This is a genomic window from Shewanella aestuarii (assembly GCF_011765625.1).
In the GTDB taxonomy this organism is placed as follows: domain Bacteria; phylum Pseudomonadota; class Gammaproteobacteria; order Enterobacterales; family Shewanellaceae; genus Shewanella; species Shewanella aestuarii_A.
This window is the reverse complement of the sequence record NZ_CP050313.1, coordinates 3765716-3783581: the sequence shown is the minus strand read 5'-3', so window position 1 is coordinate 3783581 and position 17866 is coordinate 3765716. Positions and strand designations below refer to the sequence as shown.

Annotated in this window: 16 protein-coding genes and 2 pseudogenes; 9 read left to right on the top strand and 9 right to left on the bottom strand. The window is 42.8% G+C overall.

All coding sequences use genetic code 11. The annotated features are described in order from the left end of the window. Window positions 1–85 precede the first annotated feature (85 nt). Window positions 86–1042: a LysR family transcriptional regulator gene (locus HBH39_RS16445; protein ID WP_167679729.1), complete on the bottom strand. Its 957-nt coding sequence runs from the start codon at window positions 1040–1042 to the stop codon at window positions 86–88. Between the two features lie 115 nt (window positions 1043–1157). Here HBH39_RS16445 and HBH39_RS16440 point away from each other — a divergent pair, with 115 nt between their 5' ends. From HBH39_RS16440 to HBH39_RS16410, 7 genes and pseudogenes are all read left to right on the top strand, one after another. Continuing rightward, window positions 1158–2357 carry a multidrug effflux MFS transporter gene (locus HBH39_RS16440; RefSeq protein ID WP_167679728.1) on the top strand — a complete coding sequence of 400 codons (1200 nt, stop codon included), beginning with the start codon at window positions 1158–1160 and terminating at the stop codon, window positions 2355–2357. 33 nt (window positions 2358–2390) lie between these two features. Beyond that, window positions 2391–2999: a tRNA-uridine aminocarboxypropyltransferase gene (locus HBH39_RS16435; protein WP_167679727.1), complete on the top strand. Its 609-nt coding sequence runs from the start codon at window positions 2391–2393 to the stop codon at window positions 2997–2999. 9 nt (window positions 3000–3008) lie between these two features. Next, window positions 3009–3398: a hypothetical protein gene (locus tag HBH39_RS16430; protein ID WP_244325687.1), complete on the top strand. Its 390-nt coding sequence runs from the start codon at window positions 3009–3011 to the stop codon at window positions 3396–3398. Between the two features lie 11 nt (window positions 3399–3409). Further along, window positions 3410–4086, top strand: a pseudogene (locus HBH39_RS16425) (class I SAM-dependent methyltransferase). Window positions 4087–4363: 277 nt separating this feature from the next. Continuing rightward, the gene (locus HBH39_RS16420) at window positions 4364–5758 is read left to right on the top strand and encodes a M16 family metallopeptidase (RefSeq protein ID WP_432280164.1); all 1395 of its coding nucleotides are present in this window, start codon (window positions 4364–4366) and stop codon (window positions 5756–5758) included. 74 nt (window positions 5759–5832) lie between these two features. Continuing rightward, window positions 5833–7248, top strand: coding sequence for a M16 family metallopeptidase (locus HBH39_RS16415; RefSeq protein WP_432280163.1), 1416 nt, complete (start codon window positions 5833–5835; stop codon window positions 7246–7248). Window positions 7249–7461: 213 nt separating this feature from the next. Continuing rightward, entirely contained in the window at window positions 7462–7995 is a 534-nt protein-coding gene (locus tag HBH39_RS16410) for a hypothetical protein (protein ID WP_244325685.1), read from the top strand. Here HBH39_RS16410 and HBH39_RS16405 read toward each other — a convergent pair. The 5 genes and pseudogenes from HBH39_RS16405 to HBH39_RS16385 form a co-directional block, all read right to left on the bottom strand. Continuing rightward, a complete protein-coding gene (locus HBH39_RS16405; protein ID WP_167679725.1) occupies window positions 7977–8315 on the bottom strand; it encodes a DUF2956 domain-containing protein in 339 nt (112 codons plus the stop codon). The genes HBH39_RS16410 and HBH39_RS16405 overlap by 19 nt on opposite strands. After that, a complete protein-coding gene (gene trmL, locus HBH39_RS16400) occupies window positions 8315–8779 on the bottom strand; it encodes a tRNA (uridine(34)/cytosine(34)/5-carboxymethylaminomethyluridine(34)-2'-O)-methyltransferase TrmL (RefSeq protein ID WP_167679724.1) in 465 nt (154 codons plus the stop codon). The genes HBH39_RS16405 and trmL overlap by 1 nt, the downstream gene beginning before the upstream one ends. Window positions 8780–8992: 213 nt before the next feature. After that, window positions 8993–10362: pseudogene (locus tag HBH39_RS16395) on the bottom strand (ATP-binding protein). After that, the gene (locus HBH39_RS16390; protein ID WP_167679723.1) at window positions 10362–11060 is read right to left on the bottom strand and encodes a response regulator; all 699 of its coding nucleotides are present in this window, start codon (window positions 11058–11060) and stop codon (window positions 10362–10364) included. Before HBH39_RS16390 ends, HBH39_RS16395 begins: the two are co-directional and overlap by 1 nt. Window positions 11061–11139: 79 nt before the next feature. Beyond that, complete coding sequence (locus HBH39_RS16385) at window positions 11140–12588, bottom strand: cytochrome C biosynthesis protein (protein WP_167679722.1); 1449 nt, start codon at window positions 12586–12588, stop codon at window positions 11140–11142. A 318-nt stretch (window positions 12589–12906) separates the two neighbouring features. On the opposite strand from HBH39_RS16385, the gene HBH39_RS16380 reads away from it, so the two are divergent. Both HBH39_RS16380 and fieF read left to right on the top strand, forming a co-directional pair. Further along, entirely contained in the window at window positions 12907–13398 is a 492-nt protein-coding gene (locus HBH39_RS16380; RefSeq protein WP_167679721.1) for a Spy/CpxP family protein refolding chaperone, read from the top strand. Window positions 13399–13604: 206 nt separating this feature from the next. Then, on the top strand, window positions 13605–14477 hold the full coding sequence (gene fieF, locus HBH39_RS16375) for a cation efflux pump FieF (protein ID WP_167679720.1): 873 nt from the start codon (window positions 13605–13607) through the stop codon (window positions 14475–14477). A gap of 12 nt (window positions 14478–14489) precedes the next feature. Here fieF and HBH39_RS16370 read toward each other — a convergent pair whose 3' ends face one another. From HBH39_RS16370 to glnG, 3 genes are all read right to left on the bottom strand, one after another. Further along, window positions 14490–15716: a sensor domain-containing diguanylate cyclase gene (locus HBH39_RS16370; protein ID WP_167679719.1), complete on the bottom strand. Its 1227-nt coding sequence runs from the start codon at window positions 15714–15716 to the stop codon at window positions 14490–14492. Between the two features lie 31 nt (window positions 15717–15747). After that, window positions 15748–16251 (bottom strand): gluconokinase, encoded by a 504-nt coding sequence (locus tag HBH39_RS16365; protein ID WP_167679718.1) that lies wholly within the window; start codon window positions 16249–16251, stop codon window positions 15748–15750. Between the two features lie 183 nt (window positions 16252–16434). Then, complete coding sequence (gene glnG, locus HBH39_RS16360; RefSeq protein WP_167679717.1) at window positions 16435–17847, bottom strand: nitrogen regulation protein NR(I); 1413 nt, start codon at window positions 17845–17847, stop codon at window positions 16435–16437. Between the last annotated feature and the right edge of the window lie 19 nt (window positions 17848–17866).

Sequence of the window (17866 nt, the reverse complement as noted above, 5' to 3'; positions counted from 1 at the left end):
AAGCAGCATTGTGCCTAAATGGCCTTAACGCCATTAATCGCCAATGAGTCAACCTTCCGTATAGTGATCTTTTTAGCCAGTTATTTTAGGGTGTCGCTTGGCTCACGCTATTAAATATCATCTCTCGCAGCCATTGATGACCGGGCTCTTGGTTGTTTCTTTCGTGCCACATTAAAACATAGGCCATGGGCATAAATTCAAATGGCAAGGTAATTTGCGTTAATGGATAGAGCTTTTGCGCATGCTTGGCAAAGCTTGAAGGTAAAGTGAATATTAAATCTGTGTGAGCACAAATACTGGCGGCACCGTAAAAGTCGGGTACGGTTGCGGATAAGTCTCGGTGTAAGTTTTTGTTGGCAAGGTAATAATCTAATGCCCACCACTTGTTGCCTTCACAGCGCACTTGCACATGGCGTAAGCTTAAATAGGTTTGCATATCCCATTTGCCCTTGTTTATTTGCTCTAGAATGGGGTGGTTTTCGCGCACCAAACACACTTGATGATCATTAAATAGGGTTTGGCATTCAATGCCATCGGCAAGGTTATCGGTGGTTGCTGTGAGTGGTGATTGAATATCACGCCCTGCAATACCAATGTCGATTTGGCCTTGTTGTAAATCGTGCATCGACTTCTCAGTCCATACATAAGAATCCAATTTAACCTGAGGCGCTTGCTGAATTAATGGCCCGATAAAATACGGGAATAACGTCTCGTAAGCACTTTCAACTATCGAAAATGAAAAATGTCGCTCACTGGTTTGCGGGGTAAAACTTGGCGGCTGGGTTAGCTGATATAAATGCTGCAAAACTTGAGGTAATTGCTGCCCTAAGGCTAACGCGTGTGCAGTGGGTTTTAAGCCATGGGCGGTACGTTGGAATAATGGGTCATCTAGAGTTTCTCGTAAGCGTTGCAAACTTTTACTTAAAGCTGATTGGCTAAGATGCAAACGGTGTGCTGCACGTGTGACACTTTGCTCTTCTAGCAACACTTGCAGTGTCACCAATAGGTTTAAATCAATACGAGAAAGGTTGTCTAAATTCATACCTGTTATTCCTTGGTGGAAATTCACTTCTGATTTTATATCATTTCTGTGCATACCATGTATCAATTATAATTAAAGCTGTGATTCTTTATTTTATTAAGTTGTGAGAACAGTTATGCGACGTCATTTGTTGCCTTTGTTAATGCTGATGGTGGTATTAAGCCCGTTAGCCATTGATATTTATTTACCTTCCATGCCAACGATGGCGCTGGAGTTCGGCGTAACGGATAGCCAGATACAATCAACTTTAGTGTTATTTATGTTTTCGATGGGGCTAGGTCAGCTATTGATAGGCCCTTTAGCGGATCGATTTGGTCGAAGGCCTGTCGCCATATTCGGTATTGTACTGTACGGTGTCAGTAGCTTGCTGGCGGCATATTCGATTGATTTTGAGCTACTGCAATTGGCTCGAGTGTTTCAAGGGTTAGCGGCTTGCTCAACCTCAATTGTGGTATTTAGTGCGGTGCGTGACTGCTACACCAGTAAAGAAAGCGCCACTATGTACAGTTATCTCAATGGAATGATCTGTGTTATTCCTGCGTTAGCCCCCACCTTAGGTGGGATGTTAGCTTTGCAGTTTGGCTGGCGCTCAACGTTTTTGTTTATGGTAGCTTACGCCATTGTGGTGCTGATAATCGTTGGTTTTAAATTTCCTGAAACCCGCCCATTAAACACTGACTCAAGTGGAAAATTATATAACTGGGCTAGATATAAGCCGGTAATTAGCGACGCTCATTTTATGTTTTATGCTACTGCCTGCATGATCGCTATGGCATCGATCCTTTGTTATGTGTCTTATTCACCCGTGTGGTTGATTGGTAAGCTAGGTATTTCAGAGCTTGCCTTTAGTGGTTTGTTTGGAGTCAATGCATTGGTCAATATAGTAGCTTGTTTTGCTGCGCCGGTATTAATAAAGCGGATTGGCAATCGCCCCGGGGTGATCGTTGCGTTAAGTGTTATGGTGTTATCAGCAGTGATTGAAATCATCATGCAACTCGTAGGTCCTGAGACTGGATTAGCAGCTGGGATGGCCTTTATGTTACCTATGATGTTGCTATGTATTGGTTTTGCTATTTTACTTGGCCCTGCGACTTCAATGGCTTTAGCAGGCTTTGGAGAAAGAGCGGGGACCGCGACTGCGATGCTAGGTTGTATACAAATGATGGGAGCATCAGTCATTACCGGTTTGATTCAAATGACCTCTATTCCGGCCCCTTATGCCGTAGCATTGGTGATGGGCGGATTTAGCTGTTTATTGTTGTGCATTATGGCAATGAGCCGCTTTAATCATTGGCATCAAGAGCAGCATGTGTAAAATTAAATAGATAATTTCTCTGAACTTGTTATTTTGTCAAAACGTCAATATTGCTCAATTTGCCATTACCCACAAAGTGCTTGTGTGTGCCATGCAATTCGTCCATTGCAGGTACACACAAATGTGGTTGTAATGCAGCATCCCAGTGAAGTAAATCATGCCAAAAATACCGTTCGGTTAATGCGCCTCGTGATGCCGCAGTTGCAGGTGTTTGTGGGTGAAACGGCTGAAGATTTTGCTGATTTACAAGCATACTTAGCTCAAGCAAATAAGCCGATATATTTGGTATATCCCAGTGACACGAGTCAAACGGTTGCCCAAGCAAACGCACCGGTTGATGCGATTATCATTTTACTGGATGGGACTTGGCGCAAGGTATATCGCCTGTTGCAATCAAACCCTTGGTTAGCAAAATACCCTGCGCTGCATTTGGAGGTAAATCATGAGTCGCAATATATCATTCGCAAGGCTAAACGCAGTGATAGTTTGTCGACGCTTGAAGCAACAGCATTGGTGCTAACAGCGCTTGATAGCCGTGTAGATACTACGCCATTATTTGCAGCTTTTGAGGCTATGGTGCAACATAGGCTGCAAGCCATGCCTATAGAGGTTAAAGCGCGTTATGATTACCAAGATAAGTAAGGACAGTCAATGAAAGCATTATTCAGTGGATTAATCTGTGCGGCGTTATTATGCCCAAGCGCGAGTTGGGCTGCAGAGTCTATCGATGAGATAAACCCTGAAAAGCCACGTAGAAAGTTGTCGCTTGAAAAACAAGCCGAGCAAGGCCGCATCGACTCTAAAAAGCTTGAGCAGACTCAGCTTGAAAAAGCTCGTGCTGCAGCAAAGGGTAGTGCTGAACGTGAGCAAGAAATATTAGCGCGTCAACAACATGGTGAGTGGCAAGATAAACAACGTGAAAAAGCCAAAGCCCAGTTTGATGAACGCGCTGAGCGTGAAAATAAATACTTAAGGCAAGCTCAAGAAGCGGCGGGTAAAGAGCGAAAAATCACCGAAGAAACACCAATAAAACAAGACTAATCGAGACCTTCATGCCTGCTGATTTAACCCAAGCCAATCCGGTGGCATTATCGCCGCCAACAAGTTGCCCTTTATGCCAACACGCTAAGCTGGTGCTTTTTCATCAAGATAAACAGCGCAGTTATTTTCAATGTCAGCAGTGTAAATTAGTCGCAGTGCCCCAGCAATTTCATCTTGATAGGCAAGCCGAAAAAGCATTTTATGATTTACATGACAATACCGTGGCAGATGAAGGCTATCAGCGCTTTTTATCGCGAACTTTAACCCCAGTACTTAAGGTCATACCGCCCGATGCCAGCGGTCTCGATTTTGGCTGCGGAGAAGGTGCAGTGCTTAGCCAGATGGCGGCTAAACAGGGCGTGTCGGTGGCAAACTATGATTTATTTTATCACCCAGACATGGGGCAATTAGCCCAACAATATGACTTTGTCACCATGACCGAAGTGTTAGAGCATATTGCTAATGCGAAACAGATTTTTGACCAACTACAAGGTTTAGTGAATAAGGGCGGTTTGCTCGCCATTATGACCAAGCGGGTGCGAGATCATGCAAGCTTTATCAATTGGCACTACAAGCACGACCCAACTCATATTAATTTTATAGTATCGAAACCTTTGAGTGGCTTGCAGAGCATTATCAATGGCAACTTGAAGTGATAGATAATGATGTGGTGTTTCTGCGTTGCTAATCGTCAAGCCATTGCAGCACTGGCATAACATTTTTGCCGCACATAAATAGATACAATTGTTACTCAATAAAACCACACAATTTATTAACAACGCCCCTGTTCAAGGTAAGTTAACTTATACCAATCCTAATAAATAACTGATCATTCTAGCTTGTGAAAATACCTGATAACTGCGTTAGATTTTTTGATTGTAGAATAACTACTTATCAAAAAAATCTGCCTGGTTATCACGCATTTTTCCTACGCTATTTCTGGCCACTTATTTACTGTGATTGGTATTACACTTGATTTTCAACGGTTCATCTTAACAATCAATGATAGAAAACAGCTCAAAGGAGCGAAATATGAAACATACGCTAACGGCGTTGCTGTTGTTGGTAGGTCTTGTGGGACATCTGTTGTCAATGCGACAACTGCCAAGGATATTGACAGCTTTACTCTAGATAATAGCATGAAAATTATGGTGTTAGAGGATAGCTCTATTCCCAATGCCAACATGTATCTTTTTTGGAAGGTTGGCTCACGTAATGAAGTTCCCGGCATTACTGGTATTTCACATTTTTTTGAGCACATGATGTTTAATGGTTCGAAAAAGTACGGACCAAAGATGTTCGACCGCACTATGGAGGCGGCGGGTGGCGCAAACAACGCCTACACCACAGAAGACATGACCGTTTACACCAACTGGTTTCCCGCAAATGCGCTTGAAACCATATTTGATTTGGAAGCGGATCGCATTGCCAATCTAGATATCAATGCTGAAATGGTTGAAAGCGAGCGTGGGGTTGTGCAATCAGAGCGCACCACCGGGCTTGAAAACTCTAACTGGCGCACCATTCAAGAAGCACTAAAAAGTGTGGCTTTTGCAGCTCACCCATATAGTTGGTCGGTGATTGGCTACGAGTCTGACATTGCCGCTTGGACCTTAGCGGATTTACAGCAATACCATAAAACCTACTACGCTCCCAATAATGCCGTGGTGGTAATAGCGGGTGATGTCAAACTGGCAGAGGTGAAAAAGCTAGCTAATCAATATTTTGCGCCAATTCCAGCACAAGCTCCTCCTAAAGCCGTACGCACAGTGGAGCCTTTGCAAAAAGGTGAGCGTCGAGTATTTGTTAAAAAAGAATCTGTTACTACACCCAATGTGATGCTGGCTTATCACGTGCCAGCCACAAGCCACGCTGATTATTATGCCCTTGATTTATTGAGTGCCATTTTAAGCCAAGGTAATAGCTCGCGTTTTTATCAAGGTTTGGTTGATAAACAAATCGCTACAGAGGCTGTAACTTATATGCCAATGTCTTTTGACCCTAATTTGTTTTATATCCTTGGAGTCGCTAATTCAGGCATTGACGCTAAAAATTTAGAGCTTGGCTTAATTGAACAGATCAATTTAATCGCAACCGATGGCGTGACAAGTAACGAGCTTGAAAAAGTAAAAAACCTAAAACTGATGGAGTTTTACCAAACAATGGAAACCATCAATGGTAAAGCAGATACATTAGGCACATATGAAATGTATTTTGGTCGTTTTGACAAGTTGTTTGATGCGCCTGATCGCTATAACACAGTCACCGCAGAAGACATTCAACGCGTGGCGCAAACTTATCTTATTCGCGCAAACCGAACCGTAGGCGTGTTAGCTGCCACAGAGGAGAGCGACAAATGATAACGGACAATCAATCACCTAAGGTCAAAGTGTTTCATAAAAAAGTTGTGAAGGCCTCATTATCATGTTTAGCGATGACTTGTACATTGGCTAGCGTAGCTATGTTATCGGGTTGCGCAACAAGCTCAAAGGAAGTGGGTGGCGTAGCAACTGTGGTTGAGACTGGTCGTTTCAGTTTGCCTCAATATCAAACCATCACATTGGAAAACGGCCTTAAAGTAAACATGATGGTACAAAAAGAAGTACCGCTGATCACCATGAGTGCAGTGGTACGTGTAGGCGCGGTAAATGACACCACGTCTGGTTTAGCGAGTATGACAGCCGATGGCTTAATGCTCGGGGCTGCGGGGCAATCAAAGGCCGATATTGAGCAAACCTTAGACTTTATGGGAGCAAGCTTACAAACCGGTGCAGATAATGAAGGTAGCTATATTAGTACTCATTTTATGAGTAAAGATCTCGATAAAGTCCTGCCGATTTTTAGTCATGTGATATTACAACCTGATTTTGATCAGACTGAATTTACCAAGCTACAACAGCGCCAAGTTGTGGGATTATCGCAGCAAAAAGAAAGCCCAAGAGCGGTAATAGGTCGCTATTTTAATAAATTGATTTTTGCTCAGCATCCTTATGGCAATCCAAGTTCTGGTAACAGTGAATCCGTTGCCCAGTTAACTATTGACCAATTGCGGGCATTTCATCAAAGCTATTATCAACCTAATAACACCGCCATCAGTATTGTGGGAGATTTTAACCCAAGCGACATGCGAACCAAGTTAGAGGCTGTATTTGGCCAGTGGCAAAATACCGAAGTCGCAGTGCAAGCGGATTTAAGCCAAGCTTTACCGACATTGACTAAAAGTCGGGTATTGCTGGTGGATAAACCCGACGCGATTGAAACTACCTTTGTAATTGGTGGTTTGGGAATTAGTATGGATAACCCTGATTATGTCGGGTTAACGGTAGTGAACACTATTTTAGGTGGGCGTTTTACCTCATGGCTTAACGATGAGCTCAGGGTAAATGCAGGGTTAACCTATGGCGCACGTTCAGGCTTTAGCCCTTACTCAAAAGCCGGGGTGTTTCAAATTAGTACCTTTACTAAAGCCGACACCACTAAAGAGGCGATCGATTTAGCGTTAAAAACCTATGCTCGCTTGTGGGAAAAGGGGATCGACCAAGCTACATTAAACTCAGCAAAAGCTTATGTTAAAGGTCAGTTTCCGACTAAGTATGAAAAAGCCAGTCAGTTAGCCGGTTTGATGTCTGACATGTATTTATACGGTTTTAATGATGATTTTATTAATCAATTTCAAACCAAAGTGGATGGGTTAACACTGGCTGACACTGAGCGCTTAATTAAGCAATATTTTCCGCAACAACACTTGCAGTATGTGTTAATTGGCAATGCCGCAAAAATAGCTGATATTGCTAAGCAGTATGGTGAAGTTACTCAAATCAGCATAACTGATAGTGGCTTTGGTCAATAAATTACTGTTAGCAGTTCGTATAAATAGTAGTTAGTTTAAAATAGTCGTCACTAAAAAATTGACCCACATAAGTGGGTCTTTTGCTGTTAAAGCGGTATATTTTCTTCATCAACAATTTTTAGGGATAACGTGCAAGGTTTTCCTTCATCAGATCCTTGCTTTTAGATGGCGATAGAGTGACATAAGATGATATTTCAAGATTTGAAATCCAGCATGATTAAACGGATTTATATGCTCTGCTTAGGACTAGGTGGATTGCTGTTACTGCCGACCTTGTCTTATGGTGCAAAAATTGATTTAAAACCTATATGCCCTCTGCTTGAAGGGGAATGGCAGGGCAGTGCCGCTAATCCTAACGGTGAGTCAAAACAGGTGACGACGTCAGTGATGTGCTCTGCCGATCAATTGAATTTGTACATCAGTGTTAGCCAAGGGGCGCGTTTTTCAAATAGCGAGACTTGGTGGTTTCGTCAGCGTGGCGCCAATATTGGGCTAGTGTATTCGGATGGTATTAATACCGATGTGCATCAGACTTTTACACTGTACCAACAAGATGGCAGTTTTACCCTGTTAGGCAAGGGCGAGGTGAAACAGCGCCCTGCACTTATCAGATTGTCATTTGAGGCTAATGAGCAAAATCATTGGCTATGGCAGCAAAGCGCCCATTTTTTAGATGATGATAGTGATAGCTACACTGTGGTGCGGGCGATAGGCTTAACGCCTATCACTCAAACATTAGTAAAATAAAAAGCGGCAAAGCCTACCCAGCTGACAATTAACAAGATTAACAGCACCCATACACTAGTGGTCATTTGGGGTGAATCGGGGGTGTTTGAATCAGGTTGTAACTCATCGTCTGGTTGGCAATTAGATTTGCTTTTTAGGCTTTGCTTACGCACTTTGTCACGCAATCTAGCCTTCGCTTTTTGCTGTTTTTTGTATTCAGCAATGCCTTTTTCTATCCCTGCGGCAATGAGCTTAGTTTGCTCCTTGGTTTGGCCTGGTTTTTGGGTGGCCTTGGCTATAGCCATTGCATCTTGCTGAGTTTCTACTGAAGCCTTTTTCATTACTCGGCACCAGCAAAATCAAGCTGACGCCAAGCTTCATAGCTGATAATAGCAACCGAGTTTGACAGGTTTAAGCTGCGGCTGTTGGCTGTCATGGGTATGCGTAAACGCTGTTGTTGCGGCGTGGCATTGATAATATCCATTGGTAAACCACGAGTTTCTGGGCCAAATAGTAAAACGTCGCCTTCAGCAAAAGCGATTTGCGTATGTGGACGACTGCCTTTAGTGGTGCAAGCCATAATGCGATGGCCTGCCATGGCTTGTAAAAATTCAGCGTAATTCTTATGGCGAGTCACGCGAGTGAGATCAGAATAATCTAGTCCTGCACGACGTAATTTTTTTTCTTCTAAATCAAAACCTAATGGTTCAATAAGGTGAAGTTGAGTACCATTGTTGGCACATAGTCGAATAATATTACCCGTATTAGGGGCAATTTCTGGCTCGTAAAGGGCGATATGGAACATGGCAACCTACTTAACCGATAAAGGGATCTACTGACAGAGCCAACACGTCATTGTGGTTTAGACTATGGCTAAACTTGAGCTCAGATCATCAAAATAAGCGCTTATTATACCTACATCTTACTAAACTACTGCAACTAATTAGACTGATGAGTTTTGAGCTCTGCGCAATAAACTGTGTCGCTTTCGGTTTTGGTCGTTGATGAAGTATATGCCTTAGTGCTGTGTTGGAAATACCAGCTTGATTTGCAGCCCGTGGGGCAAAATGTTGTTTGCTATAATCGTGCCTTTATGTGCGTTTACTGCGGCTTGAGTAATGGCTAAGCCCAAGCCCCAGCCACCACTATTGCGATCGCGGGCATTGTCTGGGCGGTAAAATGGCCTGAATATCGCTTCTAATTCTTGCTCTTCAATACCGGGTCCATCATCGGTAATATCAATGACTACAGCTTGTTTATTTTGACATGCTGTAATAGTGACATTGCTGCTTGCGTAACGAATGGCATTGCGCAGTACATTTTCAATTGCGCGGCATAGTGGCTTTGGGTAATGCTCAAACGCCATATCTTCATCGATATGAATGTGCAGTTGTTTATCTTGTTGCTCGGCTTCAAATTCGGCATCATCTAACACTTGGCTTAAGGTTTCATTTAGCTCTGCATGGATTTTCACTTCGCTGGCATTTAAAGTGACTCGTGATAATGTCAGTAGCTCACCAATGAGTTCATCTAGCTGGTTAGCTTCATATTCAATACGGGTTAATTCGGTACTCTGCTGGCCTTTTTTACGCGCTAATGCGAGAGATAACTGCAAGCGCGTGAGTGGCGTTCTGAGCTCATGGGAGATATCACCCATTAACCTTTGTTGGTTGTTTACCATGGCTTCAATCGCATCGGCCATGGTATTGAAGGTTGACGCTAATTGGCCCATTTCGTCGTTTCGATTAACGGTGGCCTCATCCACTCGATTGGCTAAATCTCCTCTGGCGAGCGCATTTGCACTGCGTTTTAAGCTGTTTAATGGCTTACCAAGGTGCCAAGCTAATAGTCCACATAACAAACCAGAAAACAGTATGGCAATCACTGCGCTAAGGGTTTTATTTTCAGTGAAGTATAAAAACCAAGGGCGGGGATGATTGGCAATCACACGGCCATAAACATGATACTGCTGATTATTGACATTAAAGTGATGCGGGCCAAACATCAGTTCATCACGAAATTGATGGCTAATAGGCTGTTCGGCATCTTCTACCATTAATAAAAATTTTCTTAAAATACGCGGCACTTTTGGGGTGTTAATCACTTGGCCGCTTTCATTAGTGATATAGATCCGCAAGGATTTGTTTTTAATATTACGCAGAGGGGGAAGCCACTGCGATCGCTGCTGGTTAAAAGGTGAGGGTCTTGTTGAGCTTGTTCTGCAACAGTTTGTAGCACTTTCTGTAAGCGATGCTCAATGGGCGCTCTGTCATGGTTTTGCATGATAATAGGTAGCATAAGCACAAAGGCAATAGTGAGCGAACTGCACAACCAAAAGCCGATCAGCAATTTAAAAAACAGGCGATTAAAAGGGTTGTTTACATGCATTAAGGGATCCAAATATAACCTTTGCCACGCAAGGTTTTAACTCGTGCACGAGCATCTTGACGCTCAGGTAATTTTTTACGCAAATTAGATAAATGCATGTCTAAACTGCGGTCAAACGGCATTAGCTTTTTGCCTAACACGCTTTCGCTTAATGACTCTTTCGTGACCAATTCACCCGCACGGGACACTAAGTTGAACAGTAAGCTGAACTCGGTGGCGGTAAGAATAATTAACTGTTCGTTACAGTAGGCCTCTTGCCTAGCGGGATCTAAACGTAAGTCGCCTAATTGCAGGGTGTCATTGTTGCTGGTTTCTGCTATTTGGCTGTTATCACGAATGGTTGCGCGGCGTAAGATTGCGCGAATACGGGCAATCAATTCACGATCATTAAACGGTTTGGGTAGGTAATCATCTGCGCCAATTTCAAGACCTATCACCCGGTCAATTTCATCACCGCGAGCGGTTAGCATCAGCACTGGTGTTTGTTTTTGCTGCCGAATGCCTTTTAACACTTCAAAGCCACTGAGTTTTGGCAGCATGACATCCAGTAAAATCAAGTCGTAGTCAGCTTGGGTGGCTTTAGCTAACCCTTGCGCGCCATCAAACGCTTGATGCACTTCAAAGCCTTCTAACTCTAATAATTGGGTTAATAGCTCTGATAATCCGGTGTCATCATCAATAAGTAAAATTCGATTCATTTCAGCCCAGCCTTGTTACATTCATCAGCAATGTAACGTAAGCCGAGCTGAGAATAAATCATCATTGCACAGTTTTACATTAGCCTTGCTTGGATGCTCTGATGGATTTAGTGATTTTTACCACAATAAAGGTCACAATAATTGACCCTAGAATTAATCCAATAGACAACACAGGGTTTTGCAGCGACATGGGATTGATAACCAGCATGCTGCCTAAGCCGAGCATCATAATGCCTGACATCAGCTTTAATGTTTCTCCTTCTTTCTCTGTCAGTTTTCGTTTTCCTAAGGTCATTGAAAATGCAATGACAATGGCGGCGAGAGGGATAACATAAACCACATTGTAGGCAATTAAATACATGTAGCGCTCAACAGTATCTAGGTGTGAAATCGACAGCACAGAGGTATAAATCATAGGGAAGCCCGCTGTGCATAATAGCTCGTAGGCATTGGCTAAAATGGCTAATACCGATGAGCCAATAATCATGGTGGGCAACGAGCTCGTTTTAGATAATTTCCCCATGCGCTTAATTAGCGTGCCTCTATTTTCTACTGACATCGACAGACTGACATCGCCGCGCCCAAAGAAGTAATCTTTGATATTCACACTGGCAGCAACCAGTGCCAATATGCCTGCAAGGGTAATAATAATGCCGCCATCTGTTCCCCCTAATAGCTGGAATAAGTTTAGCCAAGCACTCATGAAAATAAAGTAGATAAAGCCTGAGAAGAATACAAAAATACCGCCCACTAATAACATGCGTTTACGGCTGCCCGCATTAACCATAATGCTTAGTAAAAATAGCAATACAAAGAAAGCACATGGATTAAAAGCATCCACGCCAGCCAGCACGACTGTCAGTAAAGGCAATGACATTTGGTCGGGTTGTACAGCCCCTAATAGCGGTATATCAATGGGTTGTACCGGCGGTGTTTTATTATCGCTAGCGCTTTGGGGGATGGTAATAGAAGACATATCACAGGTGCCATCTGAGGTTTCTGCAGAGCTTGAATCACTACAGGTGCCAAATAAGGGCGCATCATGGGTTTCAATTGTGCTACTGAAGAAGTCATTGAGCTTATCGCCAATGTCGGCATGGCCGCCTTGCTGTTGGTAACAAGCTATTACTCGTTCAAGAATATACCGGCCAGTGACTTCATGGCTGTTATAGCCTGTTATGGCTTCACCACAAACGGCAAAGTAGGGCACAGATTTAGGCTCTACGCCGGTCAGTTTGCCCATCGCCATCAATTTATCAACATTACCTTCTTCACTAATTAAGTAATCATTGACTTCAATCCAATCAAATCGATCACCAAGTGCATCGATATAAGGGTGGGCTTTGCGGCAATGTGGGCAGGTTTGTGACCAAAAGAAGTGTAGTTTTACGGCGGTTTGTTCGCCCGATTGCTGGATCCAGGTTGATGATGCGTTGGTTTGTTCGGCATATACACTGTGTGAAATAACTAATGCAGCACTCAAACACAGCATAAAAAGAAATGTAATTCGTTGGCTTAAATAACCCATAGCTTCCCTCAAACCAAAACAAAACGAGATAAAATGATACTAATTAGCATATTAAGCATAAGTGTATCGTTTGTATCAAAATGGTTGTCGTTACGTTAGCTGGCTCGCATTATTTTTGATAATTAGCATTGGGTTGTTTGTTTTTTCTGCATCGGCCTCTTTCAAAGAGCCCTTTACACAGCTTTACGCTTACAAGACCCTCATTGACATTGCATTCGCTACAATGTTTATCAAGTTGGAACGAGGCATTGATTTACCTCAATCCTTAAATCCATATTCATAGTTAAATGATTAATGTCATTCATTGAGGAAACCGTGATGAAAACACATCTTGTATTAAAATCGAGTCTTATTGCGTTAGTTGCAAGTTCAGCTTTAATGGCGGGGCAATTATATGCAGCTGATCCAGTATCTGATACCGGCGTTAAAACTAGCCAAGAACATCGTCAAGTAAAAGGCCATCATGGTCATGACAAAGGTGGCATGCACAAGATGCTACGCAAACTTGACTTAACCGATGCTCAAAAGGCTGAAGTAAAATTGATTGTTGAAAAATATAAAGCACAAGCTGGTGAGCGTCCAACAAAAGAGCAGCGCGCAGAACATAAAGCGCAAATGTTGAGCTTAGTAACCAGTGCTAATTTTGATGAAGCGGCTGCCCAAGCTATGATTGAGCAAAAGCAGCAAGCTCATCAGCAAACAGCCTTAAAAATGTTAAAAATGCAGAACGAAATTTATCAAATATTAACCCCTGAGCAGCAAGAAAAGTTTGCTAAGCGTTTTGAAAATGGCCATAAAAAGCGTAAGTAATTAAGCTAATAATTTGTTCAAGTAACGTCTTTCCGGAAGCGCCAACCGCTAAGTGATGCTTAGCGGTTTTTTTGTGTTTTAAGAATGGGTATTAGCTCACATTTTAAGACTTCTTGTTGCAGTACAGAGCAAACAATATCGTAGTTTTGCTAGTTTAATTGCTATTATTAACAATCTATTTTCAGCCAAAACGAGAGCCTGTAACTTTGACTAATGCAAATACGGATTACGATTTTTGGGTTAAGTTAGCTAGCCGAGCCTCGGTTGCTACAGCGCTCTGTTTAATCGTTATTAAATTAGTGGCTTGGATGTATTCTGGCTCGGCCAGTATGCTGGCATCGTTAACGGATTCTTTTGCTGACGCACTGGCTTCTATTGTGAATTTTATTGCCATTCGTTATGCGATTGTGCCAGCCGATAAAGATCATCGCTATGGTCATGGTAAGGCTGAGCCTTTGGCGTCATTAGCGCAGTCGGGGTTTATTCTTGGTTCGGCGTTTTTATTACTGCTTTATGGCGGTGAAAAACTCATTAATCCTGTGGCGGTTAGTCATGCATCTTTAGGGGTGATTGTGTCGATTATTGCCATTGTGCTGACGCTCGCTTTAGTGATGTTACAAAAGAAGGCGCTGGCAATGACCAATAGCACAGTGGTTGAAGCTGACTCATTACATTACAAATCCGATTTACTGCTTAATTCTGCGGTATTGCTCGCCTTATTACTCGCCAGTTATGGCTGGTGGTGGGCAGATGGGCTATTTGCGATTTTTATTGCGCTTTTTATTGGCCAGCAGGCGTTTGATTTAGCCTATCGGTCTATTCAAAGTTTATTAGACCGTGAGCTCGACAGTGATACTCGCGAGCAAATTAAAGCGTTAGCTTTACAAGATAACCGCGTAAAAGGCATGCATGATCTGCGTACTCGTCAGTCTGGTAAAACGACTTTTATACAATTACATTTAGAGTTAGATGGTCATCAACCGCTGTTTGAAGCCCATGCTATTGCTGACAGCGCTGAAAAAAGAATACAAAATGCCTTTAAAGACGCTGAGGTCATTGTTCATCAAGATCCCGTTTAATGAGTTTGTCAGCTAGAAATCGCTTGCGACTTGGTTTTTACCTTGGGCTTTAGCTTGGTAAAGAGCCTTGTCTGCTCGATGTAATATTGTGTCTAACGTGTCGTTTTGACGCCAATTCGTTAACCCGAAACTAGCAGTAAACTGAATGGTTTGCGCCTGTTGGGGATGAGTTACTTGCAGGGCATTGAGTTGTTGTAAAGCGTTAACACGTTTTATTGCATGCAGGTGATCATTAGCGGGGAAAACCATGACAAATTCTTCTCCTCCCCAGCGAGCTAATATGTCTTCTTCGGTGCAGCATTTTTGGCAAACAGAGGCCAACGAAGTAATTACTTGATCACCAACTAGATGACCATATGTGTCATTAATTACCTTGAAATTGTCGATATCCATTAACAAGCAATAATAGGGGTGATTAACCTCAAACTGATGTCGGTATTTAGTAAATTTTTCGATAAAAGCACGGCGGTTGAATAGTTGAGTTAATTCATCAATATTGGCTAGATGTTCAAGCCGTTGTTGTAGTTGGTACTGTTCGGTAATGTCGGTAAGAGCTACTTGGGCCGCTGGTTCACCTTCCCAAATAATTGGGCTTTCAATCAAACTAACCCATACCTCAGAACTATCTTGGCGGATGCATTTTATTTGCACTTTGTTGGCAGTAAGTTTGTTGTTGAGTAAGTGTTGATAGGCTTTTTGCCTTTGTTCGCGCCACTCTGGTGCAATGACTTCAAGAATTGAGTCCAATACGAGAATACTGTCCGGTTTTTCGAATCCCAAAATATCGGCATAAGCTTGGTTACAAAAAACGGGTTTGAAGTTTTGGTGCACTAACACGCCTTGGATCGAACCATCGACTAGTTGACGGTAGCGTTTTTCGCTAGCTTGTAATTGTTGGCGAATTTGCATTTGGTTGGTGAGATTGACTATAGTGATTTGTAATGCCGGAAGACCTTGCCATTCCACAATGTGCTCAATGGCAAGCACTTGCATCATTTCACCGTTACGATTGCAGTTGGTGTAATTTCTGACTTGTGGCTGCTCAAAGCCGCTCATTAAAGCGTAATATGTATGTTTAGCGATATCACGGGCATCAGGTTCAACAAGCTCTAAAATACTGCTGAGATTAAGTATCTCTTGAGCCGATTGATAGCCAAAAAGCTGTGCGTATTTATCATCTGCATAAAGCGGAATGAAATTTCTGTGAATCACAACACCGTAGCTAGAATCAAAGTTCAATGAACACCTGCCTTAACATGAAGTTACTTATTTAATGCTGCAAAAGGCCGACTGCTTTTTCGACGATATCTTCAATGCTGTTATCAATATCCACAATAACGGTATTTGGCTCATTGAGTGGCACTTCTAAAGTAGCAAATTGACTATCAAGCATATTTTGCTTCATAAAGTGACCACGTCTTGCCGTTATTCGCTGCAAGATAAGCTGATAATCGCCATGTAAATATAAAAAATATACTTGGTTATTGCCTTGTCTAATGCGGTCCCGATAACACTTTTTTAATGCCGAGCAAACGATAACGCCAGTTTCATTTTTAGATTCAATGCTGTAAACCGCATCTGCGATTCTTTCTAACCAAGGTGCGCGGTCAGCATCATTTAATGGCTCACCGTTTGCCATTTTGTTGATATTAGCGCGAGGGTGTAAATCATCACCATCAATAAATTTGGCATTAAGCGAGGTAGCAAGCTGCTGGCCAACGGTACTTTTTCCGCTACCACTGACGCCCATTACAATAATTGTTTTACCCGCCATAATGCTTCCAAGGTATCAGTTTGAAATTAATGCATGTTAATGAGTGTACTGATGTATGGGGTGTTTGTGAACAGGTTGGTGGTGATTGTTTATTTTTATTTGTTTGTTCAGTTGCTTGGGTGAGAACAATAGGTGTGTTTTAAAAATTTAAAGGAGCCTAGGCTCCTTTAAATTAATTGTCGGTTATTCTATGGCGAGCTCTTTGAGCTTGCGGGTTAAGGTGTTGCGGCCCCAGCCCAAGCGTTTAGCTGCTTCTTGCTTATGGCCTTGAGTGTGTCTGAGTGCAGTTTCTAATAAAATGCGCTCAAAAGCGGGTTGGATTTCAGTCAGTAAATCATTTTCGCCCGCAGCAAGCTTGTCATCAATCCAGTCTGTTAAGGCTGTTTGCCAGTCGCCATGGCTAATCGTATGTTGACTAGCACTAACCGGATCTTTAAGGAGTTCTGGCGGTAAATCTTGCGGCAAAATATCTTGGCCTGAGGCCATTACCGTTAACCAGCGACAGGTGTTTTCAAGTTGGCGCACATTACCCGGCCAAGGGAGTTGCGATAGCTTTGCTGCCGTTTCTTTGGTGAGCACTTTAGGTTCAACACCAATTTCTTTGGCGGCAGAGGCTAAAAAGTGATTGGCTAACTGCGGAATGTCTTCTCGTCTTTGTGATAGGGGAGGCAGATGAACGCGGATCACATTCAGACGGTGAAATAAATCTTCACGGAAAGTCCCATTTTGCACTAACACTTCTAAGTTTTGGTGGGTGGCAGCAATAATACGTACATCGACCTGAACAGCTTGGTGACCACCAACACGATAAAACTGGCCATCGGCTAATACTCGTAACAAGCGAGTTTGAACATCTAAAGGCATATCGCCAATTTCATCTAAGAATAATGTGCCACCATTAGCTTGCTCAAAGCGACCTTGGCGGACGTTAGCGGCCCCTGTAAAAGCGCCTTTTTCATGGCCAAATAGTTCTGACTCAATTAAATCTTTAGGAATTGCTGCCATATTAAGCGCTATAAAGGGATTGCCTTTACGAGGACTATGTTTATGTAATGCTCCTGCGACTAGCTCTTTACCCGTACCGGATTGACCATTAATTAACACGCTAATGGATGACCGTGATAAACGACCAATAGCACGAAAGACCTCTTGCATAGCGGGTGCTTCACCAATGATTTCAGGGGCTTTTAATGGTGTTTCTGGGGCTGTTGTTGGTGTTTGCTCGGTGGCGTGAGTTAACGCTCGCTCGACTAGCGCAATAGCTTCGTCAATATCAAATGGCTTGGGGAGGTATTCAAATGCACCGGCTTGATAAGCGCTGACAGCACTGTCTAAATCCGAATGCGCCGTCATAATGATCACGGGAATGTGAGGGTAATGAAGCTGCAAACGATCGAGTAAAGTTAAGCCGTCAGTACCCGGCATACGAATATCTGACACAATAACTTGTGGCTGTGACAATTCTAATGCTTGCCAAAGTGATTCAGCTGCGGCAAAGCTGGCACAGGTGAGTTTTGCCCCTGATAAAGCCTTTTCTAGCACCCAACGAATGGAGCTATCATCATCTAAGATCCATACTTGTTCGCTTATTGTCATCTTGTTACCTCATGTTGCC